26 protein-coding genes and 1 tRNA gene are annotated in these 25,499 nt (G+C 59.4%); 4 read left to right on the forward strand and 23 right to left on the reverse strand.

Annotated elements, in window-relative coordinates; translation table 11 throughout:
• Positions 1 to 6: 6 nt before the first annotated feature.
• The 20 genes from AB8B20_RS17730 to AB8B20_RS17825 all read right to left on the reverse strand — a co-directional run bounded on the left by AB8B20_RS17730 (position 7) and on the right by AB8B20_RS17825 (position 18,538).
• Positions 7 to 1,674, reverse strand: coding sequence for a methyl-accepting chemotaxis protein (locus AB8B20_RS17730; protein ID WP_439074471.1), 1,668 nt, complete (start codon positions 1,672 to 1,674; stop codon positions 7 to 9).
• A gap of 114 nt (positions 1,675 to 1,788) precedes the next feature.
• Positions 1,789 to 2,172, reverse strand: a complete 384-nt coding sequence (locus AB8B20_RS17735) for a ribbon-helix-helix domain-containing protein (RefSeq protein ID WP_439074470.1) — start codon at positions 2,170 to 2,172, stop codon at positions 1,789 to 1,791.
• A gap of 52 nt (positions 2,173 to 2,224) precedes the next feature.
• Complete coding sequence (locus AB8B20_RS17740) at positions 2,225 to 3,883, reverse strand: TadG family pilus assembly protein (protein WP_175368072.1); 1,659 nt, start codon at positions 3,881 to 3,883, stop codon at positions 2,225 to 2,227.
• A gap of 12 nt (positions 3,884 to 3,895) precedes the next feature.
• Complete coding sequence (locus tag AB8B20_RS17745; protein ID WP_089267729.1) at positions 3,896 to 4,330, reverse strand: TadE/TadG family type IV pilus assembly protein; 435 nt, start codon at positions 4,328 to 4,330, stop codon at positions 3,896 to 3,898.
• Positions 4,331 to 4,484: 154 nt separating this feature from the next.
• The gene (locus tag AB8B20_RS17750; protein ID WP_139285789.1) at positions 4,485 to 5,387 is read right to left on the reverse strand and encodes a LysR family transcriptional regulator; all 903 of its coding nucleotides are present in this window, start codon (positions 5,385 to 5,387) and stop codon (positions 4,485 to 4,487) included.
• Positions 5,388 to 5,736: 349 nt separating this feature from the next.
• Positions 5,737 to 6,087, reverse strand: coding sequence for a VanZ family protein (locus tag AB8B20_RS17755; protein ID WP_093758154.1), 351 nt, complete (start codon positions 6,085 to 6,087; stop codon positions 5,737 to 5,739).
• A gap of 116 nt (positions 6,088 to 6,203) precedes the next feature.
• Positions 6,204 to 6,878: a flavin reductase family protein gene (locus tag AB8B20_RS17760; protein WP_439074469.1), complete on the reverse strand. Its 675-nt coding sequence runs from the start codon at positions 6,876 to 6,878 to the stop codon at positions 6,204 to 6,206.
• A gap of 12 nt (positions 6,879 to 6,890) precedes the next feature.
• A complete protein-coding gene (locus tag AB8B20_RS17765) occupies positions 6,891 to 7,880 on the reverse strand; it encodes an amidohydrolase family protein (RefSeq protein WP_093757494.1) in 990 nt (329 codons plus the stop codon).
• A gap of 16 nt (positions 7,881 to 7,896) precedes the next feature.
• Entirely contained in the window at positions 7,897 to 9,282 is a 1,386-nt protein-coding gene (locus AB8B20_RS17770; RefSeq protein WP_439074468.1) for an amidase, read from the reverse strand.
• Positions 9,282 to 9,476 carry a hypothetical protein gene (locus AB8B20_RS17775; RefSeq protein ID WP_439074467.1) on the reverse strand — a complete coding sequence of 65 codons (195 nt, stop codon included), beginning with the start codon at positions 9,474 to 9,476 and terminating at the stop codon, positions 9,282 to 9,284. The genes AB8B20_RS17770 and AB8B20_RS17775 overlap by 1 nt, the downstream gene beginning before the upstream one ends.
• Before the next feature lie 7 nt (positions 9,477 to 9,483).
• A complete protein-coding gene (locus AB8B20_RS17780) occupies positions 9,484 to 10,188 on the reverse strand; it encodes an ABC transporter ATP-binding protein (protein WP_439074466.1) in 705 nt (234 codons plus the stop codon).
• Complete coding sequence (locus tag AB8B20_RS17785) at positions 10,181 to 10,936, reverse strand: ABC transporter ATP-binding protein (protein ID WP_170849606.1); 756 nt, start codon at positions 10,934 to 10,936, stop codon at positions 10,181 to 10,183. Before AB8B20_RS17785 ends, AB8B20_RS17780 begins: the two co-directional genes overlap by 8 nt.
• Positions 10,937 to 10,998: 62 nt before the next feature.
• Positions 10,999 to 12,258 (reverse strand): ABC transporter substrate-binding protein, encoded by a 1,260-nt coding sequence (locus AB8B20_RS17790; protein ID WP_439074465.1) that lies wholly within the window; start codon positions 12,256 to 12,258, stop codon positions 10,999 to 11,001.
• A 45-nt stretch (positions 12,259 to 12,303) separates the two neighbouring features.
• Positions 12,304 to 13,266 carry a branched-chain amino acid ABC transporter permease gene (locus AB8B20_RS17795; RefSeq protein WP_089267738.1) on the reverse strand — a complete coding sequence of 321 codons (963 nt, stop codon included), beginning with the start codon at positions 13,264 to 13,266 and terminating at the stop codon, positions 12,304 to 12,306.
• Positions 13,263 to 14,114 (reverse strand): branched-chain amino acid ABC transporter permease, encoded by an 852-nt coding sequence (locus AB8B20_RS17800; protein ID WP_439074464.1) that lies wholly within the window; start codon positions 14,112 to 14,114, stop codon positions 13,263 to 13,265. Before AB8B20_RS17800 ends, AB8B20_RS17795 begins: the two co-directional genes overlap by 4 nt.
• 19 nt (positions 14,115 to 14,133) lie before the next feature.
• Entirely contained in the window at positions 14,134 to 15,018 is an 885-nt protein-coding gene (locus AB8B20_RS17805; RefSeq protein WP_439074463.1) for a polysaccharide deacetylase family protein, read from the reverse strand.
• Positions 15,019 to 15,020: 2 nt separating this feature from the next.
• The gene (locus AB8B20_RS17810; RefSeq protein WP_309942401.1) at positions 15,021 to 15,728 is read right to left on the reverse strand and encodes a fumarylacetoacetate hydrolase family protein; all 708 of its coding nucleotides are present in this window, start codon (positions 15,726 to 15,728) and stop codon (positions 15,021 to 15,023) included.
• Complete coding sequence (locus tag AB8B20_RS17815; RefSeq protein WP_439074462.1) at positions 15,725 to 16,609, reverse strand: polysaccharide deacetylase family protein; 885 nt, start codon at positions 16,607 to 16,609, stop codon at positions 15,725 to 15,727. The genes AB8B20_RS17810 and AB8B20_RS17815 overlap by 4 nt, the downstream gene beginning before the upstream one ends.
• Positions 16,610 to 16,646: 37 nt before the next feature.
• Positions 16,647 to 17,294, reverse strand: coding sequence for a cysteine hydrolase family protein (locus AB8B20_RS17820; protein WP_439074461.1), 648 nt, complete (start codon positions 17,292 to 17,294; stop codon positions 16,647 to 16,649).
• 2 nt (positions 17,295 to 17,296) lie between these two features.
• Positions 17,297 to 18,538 carry an alpha/beta hydrolase family protein gene (locus AB8B20_RS17825; protein WP_439074460.1) on the reverse strand — a complete coding sequence of 414 codons (1,242 nt, stop codon included), beginning with the start codon at positions 18,536 to 18,538 and terminating at the stop codon, positions 17,297 to 17,299.
• Between the two features lie 227 nt (positions 18,539 to 18,765).
• Between AB8B20_RS17825 and AB8B20_RS17830 the strand changes: the two genes are divergently transcribed.
• Both AB8B20_RS17830 and AB8B20_RS17835 read left to right on the forward strand, forming a co-directional pair.
• The gene (locus AB8B20_RS17830) at positions 18,766 to 19,515 is read left to right on the forward strand and encodes a GntR family transcriptional regulator (protein ID WP_439074459.1); all 750 of its coding nucleotides are present in this window, start codon (positions 18,766 to 18,768) and stop codon (positions 19,513 to 19,515) included.
• A 106-nt stretch (positions 19,516 to 19,621) separates the two neighbouring features.
• A complete protein-coding gene (locus tag AB8B20_RS17835) occupies positions 19,622 to 22,351 on the forward strand; it encodes a bifunctional diguanylate cyclase/phosphodiesterase (protein WP_439074458.1) in 2,730 nt (909 codons plus the stop codon).
• 60 nt (positions 22,352 to 22,411) lie between these two features.
• Here AB8B20_RS17835 and AB8B20_RS17840 read toward each other — a convergent pair.
• Positions 22,412 to 22,488: transfer RNA gene (locus tag AB8B20_RS17840), tRNA-Arg, on the reverse strand.
• A gap of 195 nt (positions 22,489 to 22,683) precedes the next feature.
• Here AB8B20_RS17840 and AB8B20_RS17845 point away from each other — a divergent pair.
• Positions 22,684 to 23,064 (forward strand): hypothetical protein, encoded by a 381-nt coding sequence (locus AB8B20_RS17845; protein WP_231078924.1) that lies wholly within the window; start codon positions 22,684 to 22,686, stop codon positions 23,062 to 23,064.
• A 337-nt stretch (positions 23,065 to 23,401) separates the two neighbouring features.
• Positions 23,402 to 24,127 (forward strand): hypothetical protein, encoded by a 726-nt coding sequence (locus AB8B20_RS17850; protein ID WP_246297809.1) that lies wholly within the window; start codon positions 23,402 to 23,404, stop codon positions 24,125 to 24,127.
• A 21-nt stretch (positions 24,128 to 24,148) separates the two neighbouring features.
• Here the strand turns inward: AB8B20_RS17850 and AB8B20_RS17855 are convergent, their stop codons facing one another.
• Positions 24,149 to 24,613, reverse strand: coding sequence for a CAP domain-containing protein (locus AB8B20_RS17855; protein WP_439074457.1), 465 nt, complete (start codon positions 24,611 to 24,613; stop codon positions 24,149 to 24,151).
• Positions 24,614 to 24,924: 311 nt separating this feature from the next.
• A complete protein-coding gene (locus AB8B20_RS17860) occupies positions 24,925 to 25,182 on the reverse strand; it encodes a hypothetical protein (RefSeq protein ID WP_439074456.1) in 258 nt (85 codons plus the stop codon).
• Positions 25,183 to 25,499: the final 317 nt, after the last annotated feature.

Below are 25,499 nucleotides of genomic sequence, written 5' to 3' on the forward strand. Positions count from 1 at the left end.
AGCGCATCAGGCCAGTTCAGATGCCGCGCGCTGCATGTTGTCCGACATATCACTGGTCACAGTGCTCTGCTCTTCGACGGCCGCTGCCGTCGAGGTCACGAACTCGTTAACATGTTCGATCGCCTGCTTGATCGAGACCAGCGCGCCAACCACGTCACCCGAGATACCGTTCAGGGCCTCGATTTCGCTGCTTATCTTGTCGGTCGCCTGCTTGGCCTGGTTGGCCAAATTCTTGACCTCCGCGGCCACCACCGCAAAGCCCCGCCCCGCCTCACCGGCGCGAGCCGATTCGATGGTCGCATTGAGGGCGAGCAGATTGATCTGGCCGGTGATGTCGCCGATGAGCCCAACGATGCCTCCCATGGCATGTGCAGCCGAGGTAAGCCGCTGCGCCTGGATGTCCGCCGTCTCCACCTGTTGCACCGCGGATTCTGCCGTCTGCCGGGACTTCACCATCGTCTCGGAGATTTCGCGGATCGATGCATTCATCTCTTCGCTGCCAGCAGCGACCGACTCGATCAAGGAACGAGCGCGCTCCGCTTTCAAGCGTGCCATGGCCTGCGCCGTAATATCGGCAGCGTATTTGACCACCTTAAACGGCTTACCATTCAGATCGAAAATCGGATTGTAGGATGCCTGGATCCAGATCTCCCGCCCCCCCTTTCCGATGCGCCTGTATTCTGCGGCCTGATAGGTCCCGCGATTGAGGCTCGCCCAGAATTCCACATAGGCCGCGCCAGATCGCTCTATCGGATCGACAAACATGCTGTGATGCCGGTCCCGGATTTCGTCGATCGTGTAACCGACCGTATCAAGGAAATTCTGGTTTGCCGTCAGGATGGTGCCATCCATGCGAAACTCGATGACCGCCTGCGACTTGCGAATAGCCGCCATCTGGCCGTTGCTATCAGCGGCCAGCAACTTTTGTTGGGTCACGTCGGTCGCGAATTTCACAACCTTGAACGGCTTGCCGGCATCATTGAGAATCGGATTATAGGTCGCGAGAATCCAGATTTCCTTGCCACCCTTGCCGACGCGCTTGTATTCGGCCGCCTGATACTCACCCCGGCCGAGCCGCGCCCAGAAGTCCCGGTAGGCTGCGCGATCGCGTTCACCGGCTTCCACGAACATGCTGTGATGCCGCCCCTGTATTTCGGACAGCGCGTAACCAAGCGTGTTCAGGAAATTCTCGTTTGCGGTAATGATAGTTCCGTCAAGATTGAATTCGATGACCGCCTGCGCACGGCTGATAGCGATCACTTTTCCGGAGGCTTCGAGGCTTTCGAGTTTCTGCGCCGTGATATCTGTAGCGAATTTGATGACTTTGAACGGCTTACCACTCTTGTCCATGATCGGGTTATAGGAGGCCTCGATCCAGATCTCCCTGCCGCCTTTGGCGACCCGCTTGAACTGCCCTGCCTGAAATTCACCCCTGTTAAGGTTACCCCAGAACTCCCGATAGGCGACACTCTCGTGTACGGCAGGCTCCACAAATATACTGTGGTGCTTACCCTTGATCTCATCGAGCGTGTAGCCGAGCGCCTTGAGAAAATTCTCATTCGCTTTGATGATCGTGCCATCGAGATTGAATTCTATGATGGCCTGGGAGCGACTGATGGCGGTCGCTTGCGCCAACGCATTCTGCAAATCGGTCTTGCTCTGTCGGTTAAACATCTGTCGCTCCGTGGCCAAAACGGCCGTTGTCGTAAAATAGTCGACGAACGACGTCGCGCGGCACTGCGCGTCGTTTTCTCAAATCAAATAAACTGGAAGGTTCGAGCAGCTGACCTAGTCGACCAGCTGCTGATTCTGTGTTCCCTCACGCCCCCAATAGGCCGCTACCTTTTCAGCCAGCTGGTTGTGGTTGTCATGGAGCTTGGCATTGCTGCTCGCCGCCGGTTGATCGGCCGTACCGGCTGTCAAGCTGCGTGCAGCAATCTGCTGAAAATACTCGAGCACAGCGATACGCAGGTTGGATGATAGATTTGGTGTTTCGCGCTTGCGCTCAATCTTCTCGATATAGTGCTCGATAGTGGTATTCTCCATGCGAACGATCGCTTGCAGGCTGGCCCAGAAGCTGTCTTCCAGGCTGACGCTAGTGCGTTTTTTCGAGACGACAACCGAGCGCTTGCGGTTAACGTTGGGGCGGTTCATTGCGGCTTCGTATCCCATTTTATCAGTCCTCTTCTGTTAAAGCTGGCATTGAAGTTCACGCGTTACTGATTCAGTTCACCAACACTGCACCGTCACAGCGAATGCCGGATACCCACACATCGGCCTGTCCAATTCCGACGCCGAGACTTGCCAACGTTGCCGCCAGCAATTGATCGATTGAACTGGTTGCCCCGCTGATGATGCTGGTGACGAGTCCACCAAGACCCGGGATCGCCAAACCCAGTCCAAGAACACTGATGTTGAGGTCGCCAAGCAGACTGCCCGTCAGGGACGACGTGAAGTTTGTCGTGTTTACGGTCTTCTTCGTCTGCGACGTGATATCCGAATAGCTGAAATTGACGCTGACCGGCGTGGTGTTGCCCATGCCCGCATGGGCCTTTGCCGTCACAATTGGAATACCCAGGAGATTCACAAGCGGTGCCGGCCCTGGATTCGGCTTGGTCGCAACATTGTTGAGGTCGGCTACAGTGACGTTACCTATCCATGCATCGACAATGCCCGGCGTAACGCCAAGCGTGACGCTCGATGTATTGACGTTGGGATAGCCGCAACTGACCTTGTTCAGCGTCGCTGTGCCCGACGCGACCTCTACATAAACCGGTAGATTGACCAACGACGCCGAACCACTTCCGATCAACTGGATGGATAGCAGCACACGTGTCTGAGCTGTATGAACACTGACGCCCTGCGTGCCCACGGCAATCCAGCCGGATCCCTGTGGCCGTGCGCCAATAGTCGCCGTTAGTGACGCGCTGGCAATGCCCGGCAGACCTAAATTGACGGATGTGGCGATCTGGTTGGTGCCGTTAGCGATTCCAGCCGTTGCCTGTAGCAAATCGTAAAGCGAGATGCTCACACCGTCTTTCGGCTTGACGCCCACAATCAGGTTCGCGTAGGGGCCCGCATCGATCAGCTTGCCAGGCGCAATCTTGGTCGTCACGGATGCCGAAGCCTGCGATATCGTCGAGAGTGCGGTGGTCGCGGTGCCGCTGCCATTGGTAGCCTGCTGCGCGCTCAGCGCTGCGGCAAGAACGTCCCCGATCTTGATGTTCGAATTCAGCAGCGTGTCATAAGTCACACCGGTCAGACCGACGCGCGTCGCCAGCGCTGAGAGGAAGGTGAAAGCATCAATGCGCGCGCCAAGAAGCGCATTGTAGTCCATGACTGACAGCGACAGGGTCGTGCCCAGCATTGATCCGAGAACACTATTCAACAAGCCGCCATTTAACGATGCCAATCGCGAACCGATCGAGAACGACGCGATGGCCGTCGTTGTTGCGGTCGCCGTTGTCTTGATGGTGAAATTGTTGCTGCCGGTAAAGAAATGGCTGAAGTAGAGCGGTGTCGCCGTCTGAAGACTGACCCGCGCCGCATTGGCTGTTCCAGTCGCTGGCGTGACAAAGCGGCTTTGCGCAGCGACGGCGGAATTGGTTGTGTAAGTTCCGAGTTCTACACCGACCAGAGCGCTTGCTGGATAGTTATTGCTGGTGACCGCCGCCTTTGCTGCGTTTGTCGCATTGCTTAAGTTGCTGGCCGCAACGATCGCAGCGAGATCCGTGGCAGCCTGCGTCTTGCGACGATCGGCGGCAATGGTCCCGATATCGACACCCAGTGCAGCACAACAAACGGCCAGGATCATGCCGCCCGCAGACATGATGGCAATATTTCCGCGCTGGTCGGTGCGAAACCTCTTGAGAAGTGCGCGCATCGGTTCCATCGCTCAAAACCCTCCGTAGGGAATGGCGGCAGATCGCGAGACTTGCGATGGAGGCATCGGCACGAAAGGAAGTGAATAGATGAACATGGTCGACGCGTCGTAGTTGACCGTGACCACGAAGACGTTTGCGTTCGACGACGATGTCGCCGCATTGACGCTCAGCTTTGACGCATTGATCAGCGGATAAGTCGCGGCATTCGACGTGACATAGGTCGATGCAATCGAGCCACGTTCGGTCTCGGTCAGCCCGGCGACAGAGGAACGTGCTGCCTCGGCAGCAAGCTGCTGAACACCGTGAACGACTGCAAAATATGACCCAAAGACGACGATGCCGAAAACGATCGACAGAAAGACGGGAAGCAGCATCGCGAATTCGACTGCGGAAGAACCGCGTCGACACGATAGGAGTTTTTTCATGCTGGCATCGAATCTCAACATGCGCTGAGCTTCGCAAGACCGCGTGAAAACTACCTATACAACTTCTGCTACCACTTGGTGGGATCGATCATCTCCAATGCCTGCATTGTGTTGGATGATGGCATTGGATTTGATGAGGTGATCATGTTTTCTGATACGCGCGCTGATGAGAGAACTATATACCGAAGAATTTAACGTGTAGTTCCTCTATTAGAATGCTGTGTTTCTTGCGAATACCCTCGCGCGCGCATAGCACGAGTTTGGGTATCGCCAGCTTTGGAAGATAATACTCATTGGCCGCCAAGAGCGACGCCGGGATCAGAGCCGTTGGCAGCAGGGTCAAACCGATGCCCGCCTTCGCAGCCTCGATCCGTGCATGATAGTCCGGGCTGGAAAATGCGATACGATAGATCATTCCCTTGCGCTCAAGCGCCTGAATCATGACGTTATGCACGATCTGCCCCGGCCAGGTCAGCAACGGAATGGGCGCGCCAGGACTTAACGTAAAATCCCTGGATCGAACCCAAGTCAATTCATCGTCGCGTTGCGCGATGACATCGATGGCCGCATCCCCGGGCATATCGGAGATACTGAGGAACACGCCGACATCGACGTAGCCGTCGAGCATGCTTTTCGCGATCTCGGCCGAATTATCTGAATAGATGCAGACATTGCTCATCGCCGCCTTGCTCATCCCTTCCATTGCGCGTTGCGAATAGAAATTGGTCAGACCAAGCCGGATGGTCTGATCTTCGGGCGAAGCGCCACGCAGCAAGAGCAACTGGTCGTTCGCCTCCAAAATCTTCCTGGCCTGGATCAGAACGAGCTTTCCGAGTTCTGTCGTCGATGAGCCGTTGGCAGACTTCTGGAAGATACTGCCGCCGACCGCGTGCTCAATGCGCTTGATCTGCGAGCTGATGGCCGGCTGGCTCAAGCCGAGCAGCTTCGCGGCCTTGGTGATGCTGCCGGCTTCGGAAATACCGACAACCGATCGCATGATTTCGGTCGGGATGCTCGAATGCTGGTACCGCCGATGCATAATACGTTGTCCTTTGAGATCGACGTCTTCTCCACGCAACGGAATTGTCCGCTTCGAGACGTCACACCAAAGTCATCGGCCATCTACATCAATCTGGCCGAAACGTTTCTTAGGCTCGTCCAAATTGTAGACGCCACGGCATACACCTTCCTTCAAGTTGTATCGGTGTCTTTTTACACATGCCAAGTACTTTCACGAGGAGGCATGTGTGATTTCTGCCATTAGCAATCTCAAAGAGGGGGCGCGGGTAGAAGGCTACCGTGATTACACGTATTTTTTTAAAGCCGCGAGATGTAAAGCATCGGGATAGCACTTCACAGGCTGGAACTCAGCAACCGCGATTCGCAGAAAAAGCTGACGTACCTCAGTGAGGTAGTTCAGCTCATTCTCAACCTAAGGTGATAAATCGCTTTAAGGTCTGATGGAGCGCGAGCGATATCCCGATGCCGGTGACGCCACCTGCAAGTTTGACCAGCGCATCCCGCACCTCGCCGTGCCGGTCCGGCGTCAGATGTTGCAGCACCTCCAGCCCGACTGCCGCCCCCCCAACGAGCGTCAGAACAAGCCAGAGATGGCGGGGATAGGCGAGACCGAACAAAAGGCCCACGAGTGCGAATGCGCCGAAGCGCTCAAGGCTGACGCCGCCAAAATGCGGCCGCAGCCCGATCGGTGACAGAGTCGCAAAAGCAATCAATGCAAGTGTAGTCCACGCGACAACAATGACGGTTTTCCGATACATCCAGCAGTCATATCCCATGCAACCGCAGGAGCGGCAATTTCTCACCTCTGACGGTTAATCGAACGCGCAGAGAACTACCACCGGCATTCCGACGCACTCCGCGGATAAAACCTCCCTCAGCGGGGGTTGCGGAGTTGCCAGGTGTCTAAACTGTCGGGTTTGATCTCGAACCGATCTTGCATCCGCGCATACATGGTTCCCGCGATGCGTGCGACCGGAAGATAGTGATCGTAGTCCGTACGCAAGGTGACGGGGTCGACAACACCATCGCGAACCTGAATGCCCAGGACCTCTCCGACCAGTAGGTCGCGCTCTGCGCCAAAGTTCATCATTGTCACTTTTCGGCATTCCAGTGCCGCAGGCGCCTTCGCCAAATGCGGCACCGGCACATTGATGCCAGCCGTCATTGGAAGCTTCAAAGCGTCCAGTTCGCCGATGTCCGATGGAAAGCTGATCGAACAATCGACCATATCGTTGGCGAGGGCCTCATCCACCATATTGATAACAAACAACCCATTGGCGCGCACATTGCGGGTCGTGTCCTTGACCGACAGATCGGGCCTGGCCTGCAGGCCGACCACCACCAGCGGCGGCTTTTCGGAGAACACATTGAAGAACGAAAACGGCGCGGCATTGACCACGCCGGCATCTGAGATGGTGGTAATCAACGCAATCGGTCGCGGGACAACGAGACCACAAAGCAACTTGTAGCGCTCCGGCGCGCTAAGCTTGGCGAAATCAAAGTGGATCGTCATCGCAGGTTTTGCCTCTTGTGCCGCACCTTGCCGCAACGAGGCAGGAGCTTATCCGATCTTGAACAGCCGGCTCGCATTACCGAACAGGACTTTCTGACGATCAGTGTCCGATAGCTTGGCCTTGTTGACCAGCCCTACCGGATCGGGGTCCCCCATGTCGAACGGGTAGTCCGAGCCCATCATGACGCGATCGAGGCCCACCGTCTTGATCAGGTTGTCGATCAGCTCCGCAGAGAACACGCAGGTGTCAAACCAGAGCCGCTTAAGATAGGTCGACGGCGCATCTGCCGTGAGCCGGCGTACTTCCGGACGCACCTTCCAGGCGTGATCCAGTCGGGCTGCGTAGAATGGGTAGAAACCACCGCCATGAGCGATAACCACGTCGAGATCCGGATGCCGGTCTAAAATGCCGCCCATGATGAAGTGGGCGATCGCAATGGTCTCCTCGATGGGCTGGCCGACGCTGTTGACCATGAAGAAATCGCCGAGCCGCTGGCCGTGGGAGAAACCCAGGGGATGCACGAACAGCGGTATGCGCAGATTGGCAAGCCGCGCATAGAGTGGATCGAAGGCGGCATGGGACAATTCGAAGTTTTCGACGCGGGTATCGATCTGGAAGCCACGCAGGCCGAGTTGCTCGACTGCATGAACCGCCTCCTCCACCGCACGCCCGGGAAACCGCATCGGCAGCGTACCCATCCCGGCGAAATGTGCAGGATCCTGCGCCACGAGCGCGGCAATGTCTTCGTTCTGCACGCGCGACAGCGCACATTGTAAATCTTCGTCGGCCCAGTAGTTCTGTTGCGCCGGTGCCGGCGCGATCACCTGAAAGTCGACGCCCATCTTCGCCATCATCTCGCGGCGCTTGGCGATGTCGAGCATCAGGCCCGGCAGCAGCCGGCCCTGCTCCGCATCGGTCTCGCGACTCGCCGGCGACATGTCGCGGCGATAGGGATTGTCCATCGGATCGTAGTGCCCGGCCACCAGCGGCTCGACGCGCTTGCTGAGGGCATGGGTGTGCATATCGATGATGGGCATTCGGAATCTCTTTTTCCTAGTTCAGTTCGGCACTGGCGGGGACGCAATGATGCCAGTCGGTCACACCTTGATAAGCATGAGCCGCGCGCAGGATATCGGCTTCGGCATAGGGACGGCCGATCAGCTGGAAGGCGACCGGCAGGCCAGCATTGTCGAAGCCGCAGGGAACCGAGGCCCCGGGGAGACCGAGATAGTTGATGCCGCGACTGCAGTGGGCAAGTTGACCTATGATACGGGCGACCGCCTCGGGGCCGCCTTCGGTTGTCGCCTCGATCGTCGGCACCGGAATTGCGATCGCCGGCAGCAATGCCAGGTCGGCCGCTCCCATGCAGCAGGCAATCCATTGCTGCGTGATCTGCGTGCGCAGCGAGAGCGCCTCGACGTAACGTGTCGCGGGAAAGAACAGGCCGGGCTCAATCCGAGCGCGGATCTGGTCGGCATAATCCTGCGGCCGTTCGATCAGCCAACGGCGGTGAATCGTCGCCGCCTCGACGGTCATGACGAGGAGCATCAATGCGTTGACAACGGCCATATCCGGCGGTGTGGTCTCGATGATGCGGGCGCCGAGACCGCGCAACTCCGCCACCGCCTGTTCCAGCCGCACGACGATGACGGGATCCAGCAAATCGCGATAGTAGCCGCCGGGAACGGCGATGGTCATGCCGCCGATACTGGCACCGATTGCTGCCTCGTAATCGCGGTCGGCAATCACCGACAGCAACCGCGCCGCGTCGCGCGCGGTGCGCGTCAGCGGGCCGGCGCAATCCAGCGACACTGCCAACGGCATCACGCCATCGGTCGGCACCAGACCCCAGGTTGGTTTCAAACCAACCAGCCCGCACATCGCACCGGGATTGCGCAGCGAGCCGCCTGTATCGGTACCGAGAGAGCCGGTCACGAGGCGCGCGGCAACGGCGACACCGGAGCCCGACGAGGACCCGCCGGGCACATAGGCTGGGTTCCACGGATTGAGCGCATGGCCGTAATGTTCGTTGTAGCCGGTCGGGCTCAAGGCGAATTCAGCAAGTTGCAGCCGGCCGAGATCGAGCGCACCGGCAGCGTCGAGCCGATTGATGACCGTCGCAGTGACATCGGGACGAAAGTCGGCGCGAATTTTCGATCCACCGCTGGAGAGATCGCCGGCGCGATAGAACAGATCCTTGTGCGCCAGCGGCACGCCATGCAGAACTGGGAGAGCCGCACCCGCAGCGCGTGACTTGTCGGCGGCTTCTGCTGCATCCAGCACGCGTTCGTCATCGAGCCGCACCACGGCATTAAGCTTGCGGCCAATGAGATCGAGACGCTCCAGCGCGACCGCCGTCGCTTTCACCGACGAGATCTCCCCGTTGGCGATGGCGTCCGAGAGTTCGCAGAGATCGAGGGCAGCGATGGCGTTTTGCATCAGCGCTTGTCCACGGCAGCAAGCCAGGCCCGATAGGCGTAAGGCGAGGAATCGAACGGCATCACGCGGATGGCTTCCGCAGCGATGCGGGCATTGATATCCGCAACCATTCCCACCATCCGCGGCGTGCGCTCGGCGGCCCCAGGCGTATTGTTCAACTCCGTAGCAATTTGGCGCAGCAAATTTTCGCTCATGATCACCTCAATGCACGCCGAGGCGCTGGAACAGCACGTCAGTCTGCTCATTCATTTCCTGCGACGTGCCGTGATGCACGATCTGCCCGGTCTCCATGATGTAGACTCGATCGGCGACGGCCAGCGCGCTATAGAGATTCTGCTCGACCAGCAAGATCGACAACCCTTCCTTTTTAAGATCGAGAATGATGCTCTCGAGGTGCTGCACCATCACCGGCGCGAGGCCTTCGGACGGCTCGTCCATCAGGATCAATTCGGGATCGATCATTAGCGCACGGCCCACAGCCAGCATGCCGCGCTCACCACCAGACAACTGGCCGCCGCGGTGATAGCGGCGCTCAGCAAGCCGCGGAAAAATGCCGAATACGCGATCGAGCGTCCAGCCGTCCTTGGCGCGGGCGCTCTTCAGCATGGTCAGATGTTCGGTGACCGTCAGCGACGGAAACAGCCGGCGACCCTGCGGCACAATGGCGATCTTGCGATTGGCGATATCATGAGGACGCAGACCAACAAGGCTCTCGTCGCGCCAGGTGATCGTGCCCGAGCGCACCTGTGGCGGCGTCAGACCCATTATGGAACGAATGAAAGTGGTCTTGCCCATACCATTGCGGCCGAGCAGCGCGACGATCTCACCGGGACGCACCTCGAGCGAGGCGCCGCGCACCACGACGGCGTCGCCGTAACCGCTGTGCAGATTCTTGACCTCAAGCATGACGCGGCTTCCCGAGATAGACTTCCTGAACCTGCTTGTTGCGGCGGATGCCTTCCGGCGGCTCCTCCACCAGCACGCGGCCTTCGAACATGCAGGTGACGTAGTCGACCAGACCGAGCGCCAGATCCATGTCATGTTCGATCAGGATCACGGTGATTGCCGGGTCGAGCGAGCGGATCACCTCGGCAATCATCGAGCGCTCCGACGGCGACAGGCCGGCCGCGGGCTCATCCAGTAGCAACATGGTCGGCGTCGTCACCAGCGCAATCGCGATTTCGAGCTGACGCTGCTCGCCATAGGACATTTCCTTGACGATGATGTCGGCGCGTTCGGCGATCCGTGCGGCATTCAGCGCGGCCGCGATACGTGTAGCCTCGCTATCGTCCGGATCGGGCGAACCGAACAGCGAAAACTTCTTCGGCTTCAATCCGCGCAGCGCCAGCATCATGTTGTCTTGCACGCTCAGCGTGGGGAACAGATTGGTGATCTGGAAGGTGCGCGAGATGCCGAGTTGGGCACGCCGGTGCGGCGGCAGCCTGGACACGTCATGTCCATTGAATGTGATCTTGCCGGATGTCGGCGGATGCGCGCCGGCGATGGCATTGAACAATGTGGTCTTGCCGGCGCCATTGGGGCCGATGATGGCGCGGCGCTGGCCTCGCGGCACAATCAGGCTGACGCCATCGACCGCCCGCAAGGCATCGAAGGCCACCACCACATCTGTCAGCGTCAGGATCGGTTCGGACACGAATAATTCCCAGTGAACGAGACGCGGCGACACGGCCGCGCCTCGATGTCAGCAATATTGAATCAGGTCTTCTTGATGCCCTGGAAGGTCCGCGAATAGGGTGGCTGCTTCAGGTAGGTCGCCGGATCGTACTTCCAGAATTGCGAGACATTCGGATAGGTCTCGATCGGCACGTTCCAGTATTTGCCATCGGCGCGCTTGACGACCTTGCGAATGTAGACGTCGTAGATCGGGTTGCCGTAGTCGTCGAACTTCACGGTCTTGCCGAGCGGCGAATTGTCGAGCTCGGTCTTCAGTACCGTATCGATAAAGGTTTCACGATCCTCGACCTTGCCGCCCATCTTCTTCAGCGCGGCATCGATCCACATCATGCCGGAATACATCGAGAAACCGTAGAGCGACGGGATCTTGCCGTACTTCGCCTCATAATCCTTCTCGAACTTCGCCGTGGTCGGGACGTCCGAACCTTCGGCGAAATGCGCGGCTGCGATGATGCCTTCGCATTCGGGGCCCATGGTGCGGATCACCGACTGGTCGGTGCCGTTCATCGCCATCAACAGCGGCGTCTTTTCCTTCAGGCCGAATGACGCATATTGCTGGATCAGACGAGTCGAGTCCGCGCCGGTCTCCATCGCGAAGATCGCGTCGACCTTGAGATCGGCAAGCTGGCCGAGATAGGGGCTGAAGTCGGCAGTGTTCAGCGGATGCCAGAACTGCTGCACAATCTGCCCGCCGCCTTCGGTGAATACCTGGGCGAGACCGCCGCACTGTTCATGGCCGAAGGTGTAATCCTGGCTGATGGTGGCGATCTTCTTGTAGCCCTGCTTCAGGGCCCAATCACCGAACGGATGGGTAAAGGCGCTCGCTGAGTAGCCGGCGACGCGGATTACGTTCTTGATGCGGCCGCGCTGGGTGAGATCGTCAGCCGCGATAATCGGAATGAAGTAGGGCGTGCCGGTGCCCTTAACGTAGTTGGCGACAGCAAGGCCGGTATTGGCGAGCAGATTGCCGATCAGCATATGGCAATTGCCCTGCTCGACCAAACGGCGCGCTTTCTGCAGAGCGGTGTCGGGATTCGACGCATCGTCCTCGATCACCAGCTCGATCTTGCGGCCGCTCATCTCGCTCTTCACCTGATCGAGATAGAACTGCACACCCTCGACCATTTCCTTGCCGCCCGAAGCGACAACGCCGGTCAGCGGCGCCAGGAGACCGATCTTGATCGGGCCAGCCTGGGCCTGTGCGGAGCGGCACGGAGCGACGCCGACGCCCGCGGCAGCCACAGCCGCCGTCGTGTTCTTGAGAAATTGCCTGCGATCCATCTCGAAGTCCTTTCGTGAGCAACCCGATTGAAACGTGAAACCGACTTATCGCACCTTGCGCGAGGTGATCGCGCGCAGCTTGCCTATGATGCCCTCGGGGGCAAAGATCATGATGAGAACGAAGGTAATGCCAAGCACCATCAGCCAACGCTCGGTATAGGAGCTGACGATGTTCTCCAGCACGATGATCGCAGCTGCGCCGACAAAGGCGCCGAACAGCGTGCCGACACCGCCCGCGATCATCATCAACACGCCCTCCACCGATTGCGCGAGCGCGACGGTCGAAGGGCTGACGAAATTGTTGAACATCGCGTAGAGGCCCCCGGCGATACCGGCGAAGATGCCGGACACCGTAAAGCCGATGAACAGATGCAGCGGCACATTGTAACCGAGGCTGCGCATGCGACTTTCGCTATCGCGGATACCGCGCAGCGTCAGGCCGAACGGCGATCGCACGAACCGCCACATGGCAAAAGATACAATGACGGCGCCAGCGAGCACCGCCCAATAGAACGCGCTGTGGCTCATCAGGGCCGCCGGCCGCACATCGGCGCGCATGCCATTCTCGCCGCCGGTGACCTGCGTCCAGCGCAGGCAGACGCCCCACACGATCATGCCGAGCGCAAGCGTCAGCAGCAGGAAATAGACGCCGGAGGTGCGCACGGCGAGCAGCGCAAATACCGAGGCCACCGCGGTGGCCGCCAGCACACCAAGCGCGAAGCCCGCCCAGGGCGACAGGCCGGCCTGGCCAGTCGCATAAACGACGACATAGGTCGAGACACCGAAGATGGCACCATGCCCGAGGGAAGTCCGACCAGCAAAGCCGGCGAGAATATCGATCGACATGGCGAGGACTCCGAAGATCAACACTTCGGTGGCGAGGCCGACCTGATAGCTCGACAGCACCATCGGCAGGCAGGCCGCGACGATCACCACCAGCGCGGCGATGACGAGCGCACGGCTAGTCATGCCGGCGAGAACTGACGTTTTGGATACGGGCTGCGTCATGTGGCACGTCCGAACAGGCCGAGCGGACGGAATGCGAGCAACACCGCCATCGGGCCGAAGATCACGAAATAAGCGAGTTCGGGGAACATCACCTGACCGAGCGTATTCAGAAGCCCGACCAGCAGGCTACCGACACCGACGCCGACGAGGCTGCCACGCCCACCGATGATGACGACGGCGAGACTGAAGGTGAGGATTTCCGCGTCCGCCGAGGGATAGAGCGACAGGAACGCGCCTCCCATCAGGCCGCCAAGGCCGGCGAGCGCCGAACCGAACAGGAAGGTGAAGAGGAAGACGCGGCGAATATTGACGCCGGAGGCTTCGACCATCTCGGCATCGTCGACGCCGGCACGGATCAGCGCGCCGAGCTTTGTATGATTGAGCAGCACCCACAGGCCGACGAAGACGAAGATGCCCATCCCCAGCACAAACAACCGGTAGATCGGATAGAAGGTGCCGAACACCCGCGTGCCGCCGCGCAACATCTCCGGGATCGGCACCGTGAAGCTGTCGCCGCCCCAGATCACCAGCGCGAGATCGTTGAGGAAAAAGGCGACGCCGAGCGTCAGCAGCACCTGCCGCAGCTCATTGCCACGTACGAAGCGCAGCAATCCCTGATCGAGCACGAAGCCGATGGCCGCAATCGCCGCCATGGCGCCGATACCGCCGAGCACAAAGCTGCCGGTCTTCACCGCAACGCTATAGCCGATATAGCCGCCGAAGAGATACAGCGCGCCATGCGCGAGATTGACGATGCGCAGCAGGCCGAAGATCAGCGTGAAGCCGCTTGCCACCACGAACAGCAGCGCGGCGAAAGTCAGGCCGTTGAGGAGTTGAAAGAGACTCATGCCCTGCTGCTTGCCTGATCTATGCTTCTGGCGCTTTCGGTCCGACCGAAAGATACCAATCGAGAATCTGTTCGCCGGTCATGAAAGCCACGTCGGATTTCTTCTGGATGGTCTCGAAGATCCGGCGGAAGTGCTTCAGGCGATGCGGCGCGCCCATGATGTAGGGATGCACAACCAATGCCATGACCCGGGCCGAATTCTCGGAATCCTCGTAAATCTGCTCGAACTGGTCGATGGCCCGGTCGTAATATTCCGACGCTTTGTGATGCTGGATCAGCATCATCGCCACGTCATTGCATTCCTGCGTATAGGGCACATTCACGATGGGCGTAGTCGTCGTCTTGAGCCACACCGGCTGATCGTCGAGTACCCAGTCGGCGACGTAGTCATAGCCTTCCTGTTTCAGCAGGTCCGGCGTTTCCCAGGTCTCGGTCAGACCCGGCCCGAGCCAACCGCGCGGCCGCTTGCCAGTGGCCTTCTCGATCACGTCGGCAGTCTTGCGGATATCCTCGCGTTCGTTCTCAACCTTCTGCATATTGCGCTGGGTGAAACCGTGACCCATGAATTCCCAGTTGCGCGCTTTGGCTGCCTCGACGATGGGCTGGTAGGCGGCGATTGCCGAGCCATTGATCGCCAGCGCGGCGGGGAGCTTGTAGTCGTCGAACACTTTCAGCATGCGCCAGAAGCCGACGCGATTGCCGTATTCGTGCCAGGCCCAATTCGGAACGTCTGGCGACGGCGAGCCGCCGGCCGGCGGTGTCAGCACCGTACGCGGCATCGGCTGCTTGGCGTCCCATTCCTCGACATTGACGATGATCCACACTGCCATGCGCTTGCCATTCGGCAGCTTCAGCGGTGGACGAGCGTCAATCGGCGAGTAGGAAATGCGTTCGGTCGGCAACATGATCAGGTCTCCGGCTCAACGATGGTAATGCCGAGCGACGGCAGGCCTTCGATCCGCGCGTCGATAACGTCGCCCGGAACGACGGGACCCACGCCGGCAGGCGTGCCCGTATAGATGAGATCGCCCGGCTCGAGCTTCATCTGCTTCGAGAGCTGCGCCACGATCTCCGGCACGCTCCAGATCATCTGGCCGATATCGCCGCGCTGCTTCTCGACGCCGTTCACCGACAGCGTGATCGCGCAATTGTTGAAATGCCGGGCATCGCGTGCCGGCGCAATTTCGCCACAAGGCGCGGACGCGTCGAAGCTTTTGCCCATTTCCCAAGGCAGTCGCATATCGCGGGCATCGCGCTGGCGGTCGCGACGGGTGAGATCGATGCCGACGGCATAACCCCAGATGTGATCGAGCGCATCCTCCACCGCGATATCGCGGCCGCCGCGTCCGATCGCCAGCACCAGCTCAACCTCGAACTGGAAGTCCTCGGTGAAAGCCGGATAAGGCACGCGCGCGCCGTCCGGCACCACGCTGTCGCGCGGCTTCTGGAAGAAGAACGGCGGATCGCGCTCGTCGGCTTCCTTCATCTCGCGGATGTGGTCGAGATAGTTGCGCCCCACGCAATAGACGCGGCGTACAGGGAAAAAACCGCCCCCCACGACCGGCACGCCGGTGACGGGAATTGCTGGCAGCATCTGCTGGGACGTCACACTCACTTCGCCACCTGGGTATTGTGCCAATCGAGGATCTGGGCGCCATTCCAATGCACCACGCCTTCGAACTGGTTCACGTAGTCATAGATCGCTTCGAGATATTTGATGCGGAACGGCTGACCCGAAATATACGGATGGATCGCGATCGACATGATCTTCGGCCGCTCGGCGCTTTCAGCATAGAGGCGATCAAACTGATCCTTGGCACGGTTCAGGAGCTGCGTGCTCTCATGATGTTGCACCATCATCATCGGGATGTCGTTCATCTCCACCGTGTAAGGCAGCGTTGTGAGCGGCCCCTTCTCGGTACGGATCACGGTCGGTTCGTCGTCATAGACCCAGTCACCGATATATTTCACGCCGGCTTCGGCGAGGAATTCCGGGGTCTCCAGCGTCTGCGTAAGACCCGGCCCGAGCCAGCCCACCGGGCGCTTGCCGGTGAAGTTCTCGATCACATCCATCGAGCGGTTGATCATCGCTTTCTGGTCGGCCTCCTTGTGGATGGGCCCCTGTTCATAGGCATGGCCCATGAACTCCCAGCCGGCGTCCTTCGCCTCCTGGGCGACGCGTGGATAGTCCTCGCAGACACGCGCATTGATCGACAGCGTGGGCTTGATGCCGAGCTTCTTGTAGAGATCGAAGAAACGCCAGACACCGACACGCATGCCGTATTCGTGCCAGCCCCAATTGGCGACATCGGGCAGCAGCGGAACGCCGGTCGGCGCCGGCAGCACCTGACGCGCCATCGGCTTGGCAATATCCCAGACCTCGAGATTGACGATGGTCCAGACGATCATGCGGGCGTTGCCCGGCAGCTTCAGCTTGGGACGATCGACGATGGCGGAGTAGTCGCAGCGCTCGCGCGGCTGCATGGGACCGGTCATGGCTGGATGCCCTTCGAAAATGAGAGATTGTAGGGGATCATGCGGCGCGTCCTGCACCCTTGAGGCCATCGAGCTGCATCACGGCATCGGTATCCATCACGAAACCGAAAGCGGTGCGGATGCAGGCGAGGCCGGCGGCATGCAACTCCGGCCCGTCCATGCTGTCGACGCAGTCCTCGACGACGATCACCGAATAGTCCCGCACATTGGCAGCCGTCGTCGTCGCCAGCACGCAGGAGTTGGTATTCACGCCGGTGATCAGCAGCGTATTGACGCCGTGCGAACGCAACACGAAATCGAGATCGGTGCCCAAGAAGCAATCGTAGCGCTTCTTGGTGTTGACGATGAAGTCGCTGGGGTCCAGCAGCTCCGGCATCACGGTGCAGCCGGGGCCGCCCATGATATTGTGCCGCATCACATTCTTGCGCGTTGCTTTTGGATCCTCGGCGCGGGTCCGCCAGAACGGATTGGCGCGGATCTCGGCCTCGTCGCGATAGGACGTGACCTGGTGGATCACGGGAATGCCGACACTACGGCACCAGTCGAATAGCCGCTTATTGGCAGCGATCACCGTCTTCGCGACATCCGGCGTGGTCGGCATGGTCGCCACCGACATGTCCAGATGACCGCGATGCAGGTCGATCGCGACAACGGCAGCCTTGATCTGATCGACACCAAAATTCATGATCACACCAGCGGGTTGAACGAAGTTTTCAGCAGAGTGCGCTGATCGATCTTGAATTTGTCGGCGAGCCAGTCGGCCAGCACTTCCTGTCCAATGGTGGGATTGTCGTGCTGGCAATGTTCGGCGCCGGTCTCGTCCGGCTCAAGCACGCGCAATGTCGCATCAACACCATTGGCAATCGCATGGTCATAGGTCGAGCGCGCCGCGGTCACCGTGAGCACGTCGTGGCCGCCATGCAGCACGAGATACGGACACTTCATGTGTTCGAGATGGCCCTTCAGCGTAAAGGGCTTCATCAGCTCATGAGCTTCCTTCATGGTCTTGGTGCCAAATACCCAGCGGATATGCATCGCCAGACCGAAGTCGTCGCCCTTCTGGCCCCACATGTCATGCACCGACCAGACAGCCCCGTGCGAGATCACCGCCGCGAGGCGATGCTCGTAACAGCCGGCGCGCGCGGCGTAGTAACCGCCCATGCTGGAGCCGCAGACCGCGATGCGCGAGCTATCGACATCGGCGCGCTTTTCGAGCCAGTCGACACATTTGCCGACCGGCACTTCCGTATCGGCGCGGGTTGCAAGTCCGTGGCGGCGCAAGGTACCGCCCTGCCCGGGCAGATCGACCATCAGCACCGAGATGCCGCGCTGCAGGCAACCATGGGCCTGCATGAACCACATCTCGTCCTTGATGGAGTCGAGACCGCCCATGCAGATCAGCACCGGCAGCTTGTCGCCCGGAAATGGCGCACGGATGAAGTAGCCGCAGATCGGCTTGCCCGGCTCATAAGGGATTTCGACCACTTCGCCGGGCGGATTGAGATAGGAAATGAACTTATGCGAACAGGCTTCCATCTTCTCGAAGGTCGGCAGCCGTCGCGGATCGGTCGGCTCGAGATGAAATTCGGCTTGGCGGTAATAATCGGCAGCCCGCAGGAAACAGTTCATCGCCGTGCGGATGTGGCCGAGCTTTTCTTCGGAAAGGCCGCGCTGCCAGTTGGCATCCGCGATCACCATCCACTCTTTATGCCAGCTTTCGAGGTCGCCCGGGATCATCCGCGAACCGGCCAGCATCACCTCGGACACGCTGCCGCCGCCCTCCTGGGTCTCACCGAGACCGCGGCGGAATTGATAGGCAAGCCAGGGATGCTCCGGCCAGTGATGCCAGCCAAACGGCTCATAGTGCGGGGTGCGATCCGCCGTGATCTCCTCGATGGCGTTTTCGCCGATCGACTTCCCTGCCGCCATGAGACGCGTACCGCCTGCTTCTTGTGAACGTGACCGCATCATTGCGGGTTCGGGTCACGAGTCAATCGGAATTACATACACTTTTTCAGATGCTCATCATTTCCGCGAATTGCCTCCCCTTTATGCGCGATATTTATGCAGTAAAATTGCGCTTTCCTGTATGCTGAGTAGCAAAGACGGATCACACTCGGATTGAATTGTATTCACTTTGCTGCGGAGCACCACCGATGCCCGACTCATCCCCCTTGCCGCCGCCTGAAGCTGGCGGCCCCGGCCGCGCCGCTAACCGGTCGCTATCGGTGACGGATCAGATCCGCGACGCCATTCTGGATGGCACGGTCAGCGCAGGCGAACGGATCAACGAAGTTCGTTTCAGCAAGACGCTGGAGGTCTCGCGGACCCCCGTCCGGGCCGCCTTGCAGGCACTGGCCGGCGAAGGGCTGCTCGACTACGCCCCCAATCGCGGCTTCACCGTCCGTGAATTCCCGCTCTCGGCCATCGTCGATGCTTATGAAATTCGCGCATCGCTGGAAGGCGTGGCCGCACGCTTCGCCGCCGAACGTGGACTGAGCGCCGAGGAGCGCGCCATTATCGAGGAAAGCCTTGTCGCCGGCGACAAACTGCTGGCGCGCGGTGAGTTCGCGGAAGGCGATCTCACCATCTATCGCGGCATCAATGGCGACTTCCACGACACCCTGCTGGGCGCCGCCCGTAACCGCATGCTGGCGGAGATGATCCGGATCTGCCACCACGTGCCGATGTCATCGAGCCGCAACATTGTCGCCTTCGAGCATCGCGACGTGCGCCGGCGTCATGATGATCACCACCGGATCTACGACGCCATTATGGCCCGCGAGCCCTGGCGCGCGGAGGTACTGATGCGCGAACACGTCTCCGGCGTGAAATCCTCGCTGGTCAAATCGCTGATCGAGCGCGGCGAGCAGGCCGATATCGTCCATGGTTCGGCGGCGGGATAGGCCACCGGCGGCGTATCGACATCGTCGCGATGGCGCAGCGTCTTAACCTATCATTCACCGAAGTTCGTAACGGCGCGTTGGCGGTCCCCCCGGTACAAAACTACGCATGGGGCAAAACGACGCAAAGTCGGGGGAACGGTCTGATGGCGCTGGCGGCCTTGCTGGCTTCGCCGCGCTGCGCCGTTTCCGATTTCAGGGCGGGCCGATCCAAGGCCTCATCCTGTGCGGCTGCCTGCTGATTACCGCCATCGCCATCGGCACGGTCTACATCACCGTCCATTTTAGAGACCGCGCCATCGAGAGCAAGAAGCGCGAACTGGACAACACGGTTCTGCTGGTCGCACGACACTTCGACCAGCAGTTCGGAGACCTGCAGGGCATTCAGAACGACGTCATCACCTATATGAAGTCGGCCAACATCCAGAACAGCGCCGCCTATCAGCATCTGATGTCGGGGATCGACGTCCACCGCATGCTACGCACCAAGCTCAGCAGCCTGCCCTATGTCGGCGGCATCAACCTGTTCGATTCCGAAGGCAAGCTGCTCAACTCGTCGGAAACCTGGCCGGTGCCTGCCATCGACATTGCCGACCGTCAGCATTTCCAGACGCTGCAGGCCGACAACGGGCCCGCGGTCGTATTGGCCGAACCCGTCATCAGCAGGGTGACTGGTGCATGGACCGCCGTGTTTTCGCGCAAGCTGATCGGACGCCATGGCGAATTCATGGGCATCATCAGCCGCGGCGTCGAGCCGGTTCACTTCGAGAGCTTCTTCGCATCCCTCGCGCTCGAAAAAGACGCCAAGATCTTGATGATCCACCGCAACGGCACCGTGCTTGCTCGCTATCCGCAGAACGAGACCGTTATCGGCCAGAACCTCAGCAACAGCTCAGTCTTCAAGGACCTCTGGTCGACGGGCGGAACCTCGACGGGGCACTATATCAGCCCCATCGACGGGGAAGACGAATTGGGCTCCGCAAGGCGCCTCGCGGCGGCTCCCGTGATGATCGTCGCGACCACCAGCATGCCCGCGGCCCTGCATGACTGGCGCGAGCAGACCAAATATCAAATCATCGGCGCGACACTTGCCGCATTGGTGATCCTGGCGACGCTGTTCCTGATCGTCCGGCAGCTGAACCGCCAGCACCGCTCGGCCGAACGGATGCTGGCGCAAAAATCGACACATCTCGATACTGCAATCAACAATATGACGCAGGGACTGCTGTTGTTCGATGCCTATGGCCGGCTGGTCGTCTGCAATCAGCGCTTCATCGACATGTTCGGACTATCCGACAAGATCGTGAAGCCAGGCTGCTATTTCCGCGACCTCATCCAGCATCGCAAGGACAACGGAACCTTCATCGGCGATGTCGACGAATACTGCACGTCGTTCTTGCGAAGCGTTGCTGAAGGCCCTGTCCACGATACGCTACTGACCACGCCGGATGGTCGTTCGATCCAGATCCTCGTTCAGAGATCGGGGGACGGCGGCTGGGCCTCTACGCTCGAGGACATCACCGATCGCAAACGTTCGGAAGAGCGCATCGCCCATCTTGCGCATTACGATGCTCTGACAGATCTCCCCAATCGGGTGATGTTCCGTGAGCGCCTCGAAGCGGAAATCGCAACGCTGCATGACGGCGCGCGATTTGCGATTCTCTATATCGATATCGATGAGTTCAAGAGCGTCAATGACACGCTCGGTCATGCGATCGGCGACGAGCTGCTGAAAATCGTGGCCACGCGGCTGCGCAGCTGTGTCGGTAATGCGGGCTTTGTCGCACGACTTGGCGGCGACGAATTCGCCATCGTGCATACGGGAATTGCTCGCCGCAGCGATGTCACCCATCTGGTGGTGCCGCTCTATGACGCCATCCGGCAGCCCTATGAATGCCTTGGTCACCAGATCACGACCGATGCCAGCATCGGAATCGCTGTAGCCCCCGATGACGGCTCCGATCTCGACGAATTGCTGAGACATGCCGACCTTGCAATGTATAGCGCCAAGGCCGCCGGACGGCGCACCTTTCGCTTCTTCGAGCCTGCCATGGATGAAGGCGCAAGGGCGCGGCGCGCGCTGGAGCAGGATCTGCGGAAGGCGCTCGCGGAAGACGGACTTGAGGTTCACTATCAACCCGTCGTCGATATCGCCAGCAACGAGATTACTGGTTGCGAAGCGTTGCTCCGCTGGCGGCATCCGGTTCGCGGCATGGTTTCACCGGCAGAGTTCATTCCGATCGCCGAAGAAACCGGCCTGATTACCGAACTCGGCAATTGGGTATTGCGAACGGCATGGGCTGAGGCGGCCTCCTGGCCGGCGCCGATCAAGCTCGCTGTCAATGTATCGCCGATTCAATTCACGACGCAGACCCTGGCCTTGAATGTCACTCGAGCCCTCGTGGCAGCCAACTTGCCAGCTCACCGACTCGAGCTTGAGGTCACCGAAACAGTGCTGATCCGCGATGATGAGATGGCGCTCGCGATCCTCCATCAGCTCCGCGGCATTGGTGTCGGGATTGCGCTGGACGATTTCGGGACCGGCTATTCGTCGCTCAGCTATCTGCAGCGATTCCCGTTCGACAAGGTCAAGATCGACCGCAGTTTCATCCGGGACATCGTGGCGCCCGGCGGATCGTCATCGATCGTACAGGCGGTTGTAACCATCGCGGCCGCCCGCAACATGATCACCACGGCGGAGGGCGTTGAGACAGCCGATCAACTCGACGCACTGCGTATGCTCGGCTGTACCCAGATGCAGGGTTTTCTTTTCAGTGCCGCCAAGCCGTCACGAGAGATTCGCGCCATGCTCCAGAAGCGCGAGATCGCCGTCGCCTGACATTAGCAGGCCCGAAATCGTCGCGAAAATGGCCTGTTTTGGATTAAACAGAAGGAAAGCTGGCGATCCCGGCATGACTCGAACATGCGACCTACGGTTTAGGAAACCGTCGCTCTATCCGGCTGAGCTACGGGACCGCGATCCCGGTCAGGAACACCGGGCATGGACAGTTCCATACCAGAGCCGTTCGATCATCGCTACCCGTTGGCAGTTCAAATAGGACGGGGCCGGAACCGGCGTCACATGCCCTTAAAAGATCGGGACATCTATCGCGGAACGTCTCGGACCGCCCATCGTTGGCTGGTTGTCATAATAACGATGGAGAATCCCGCATGACAAAGATGAAACTTCTTGCTGCTGCTGCCGTGGTCTCTGGCTTGATCGCTACGCCAGTGATGGCAAAGGACCCGATGAATCGCCGGGCGCAGGCCACGCAGGAATATCGCGCCAGTACGGTCGATAGCGGCTATCGTGATTCGGGCTTCTGGCCGGGTGACGTTGCAGCAGGCGTCGTTGGCGGCGCGGTCGGTGTAGCGGGTGCGGCTGTGGGCACCGCCGGGGCCATCGCAACTGCGCCGTTCCGGAACAGCTACAATTCCTATGATGGCTACAATGGCGTCCCGCGCGATTCCTACGCACAGCGCATGGGCTTCGTGTGTCAGCCGGGAACTTGGTTCCGCGGCGAGGACGGCCGACGACACATCTGCCAGTAAGACAACTGACATCTGAGAAAAAGGGCGGCCCAAAGGACCGCCCTTTTTCGTGTCTGTCATCGGATAGAGTCCCAGGCGCACGAAACGAAACGACAACACCGCTCCATCGGACGTGAGCCCGTCGCTTCGCAAACTACGTGTGGTCCCGTGTAGGTGATTGCGCGTCGAGTAGCAGCGCGATCCGAAAACTACTGTCAAGAATGACTCAAAACTCTGAAGTCATCAATTTCAGTGATATGAGAGCAGCCACAGATCTCTGCCTGAAAACACTTCCACATCAGCGTTATATCGCGAAATAACGCCGGTCTGCGTACCACATGACCGCACTGATGCAGTCATGCTGCACTTGCTCCAAAAGCGGGGAGAAGTAACACATCCGAGGTTGAAAAATGGCCCACAAATGGCGAGAATTGGGTTTGTTATCTACATCGGAACCCACGTGGCTCATTTGTCCGCATACAAGTCACTCATATTTGCGCTACTGACGACCGCATCACTCTCCGGTCTCGCGTTGATGTCTTCGCCTGCTCGTGCGCAATGGTGGACTGCCGCGCCTGCGGATTATGAAGATTGCGCCGAGCGCATCGAAAAATCGACGGCTTCGAAAGACGCCAAGGCTGTGGCGCTGTCGGATTGCGAAAGCAAATTCGCGGGACGGCGCAAGCGCGGTGGCGGCTATACGTATCACGACTTCATGCAGAACCGCAGCTTTGATATCGCTGGCCCGAACCCAACCACGGCTGAACAGAAGGCGATCGACGAGCAGTACAAGATCTATCTGGACAATCAGCGTCGCAGCGTCATCGTCGCGGCCTTCGCTGAAAAGCAGCGCGAAGCGCAAACCCAGGCTGCGCTCGAAACGGACTTTCGGCAGACCGCGGAAACCCCAAGCGATGCGAAGCCTGTCGTGCTACCCAGGCCTCGGCCCAAAGTGCGCGCCAAGGAGCCGGATTGCGCGATCGAGCCGCTTACCTGTGGGTGGTCCAAATTGTCATCGGGGCTGAAAGACATCAAGGACGCGCTGTTCGGCACGCCCGCGCCGGCCAAGACCAAGCGCACTTGAGCCATAGCAACCTGTCAGGTATCAATCCGTGATGACCATCGCCCAGAACATCCGGTAGGGCGACTTGGGATTGGCGACGTAAGCGACGCCGACCTTGCGTGCGCCGGACATGAGCAGGTTCTCGCGATGACCTGGGCTCTCTTCCCATTGCCTCAACGTTTCGGGAAATGTCAGGAAGCCCGCCGCGATATTCTCTGCTGCTTTGGATTTGCGGAGCTTCCCCACACGCGCGGAGAAAACACCGCCGACCTCGTGGCTGACCTTGCCACTGGATGACATCGCCTGCGCTTGAGCAAGCGCGACCGCGTTCAATTTACTGTCCAGCGTGACAGAGGAGAGCTTGTGCGCTCGGCGAAAGGCACTGATCTGGCTCGCATAATCCGCCGCTCTGCTTTCGACAATGGTTGCCACGATCAACGCACCACAGAGCACAAACAACCTCAGGGGGCGGTAGGTCATGACAATCGCTTCACGGATCAGATTCAATGACTATACCGACGACGTTGCGCAGACGATCGCGGCAGCGGGCTTGCGAGTATGCGCAGGCGCCTGCACTTCAGTCGCGCGTCGTTGCTCGGCAAGCCGGGCATCATAACCCGGCGACGGGGTGACCGTCGGAGGAACCACAAATGCAGGTGCGATGGCACCAATGCTTAGTATCGCCGCAACCACAGCGATAGCGGCGCAGGATTTCCGCTTCAAGACCTTCAAAAACAGGGTTCGCATCGATCGCTCCACCCAAGAAAACGGCCTGAAGCGCTAACGAACTTCAGGCCGGCTTCGTTCAGTACGAAAGCTTACTTCTTGGCCTTCTTGGCCTTTGCAGTCTTAGTCACCTTGGTAGCCCTCGTGGCAACCTTCTTCGCCTTGCGGCGACGATGACCGAGCGGAATGCCAAGCTTGATGGCTTTCTGACGCAGCGAACCACCGGTGCGCTTCATCTCCTTGGAAATCTTCTCGAGCGGGGTCTGGGCCTTCGAATGCGCCTTCAGGATCTTCACGTCTTCCTTGGTGTACTCGCGACGGACGAGTTTCTTTTTCGCTTTCTTGGCCATTGTAGCTCCGATTGTTAGTTGAATAATTCGACCGGCACACGCTTTGCCGATGATATGAAAGGATCAAACGCCCAGCCCGGCGCGCGAAGCGCGAACCACCGTCAAATCACGCGGCCTTCTATACTAAAGATGTCGCGAATGACATAGCCCCTGATGTCACATCATGATGTCTAGTATTGAACCAGCCGTACTCCTGCGAGCCTTCTTCACGACGCGAACTGCTACTCGTCTGCGAATAACGGGCTAAAAGACGCTTTACATCTCATTTACTGAGAATTCACCGACGCGTATCCGCAATTGATATTTAACGGATAATC

Source organism: Tardiphaga sp. 866_E4_N1_4, assembly GCF_052076075.1.
Lineage (GTDB): Bacteria > Pseudomonadota > Alphaproteobacteria > Rhizobiales > Xanthobacteraceae > Tardiphaga > Tardiphaga robiniae.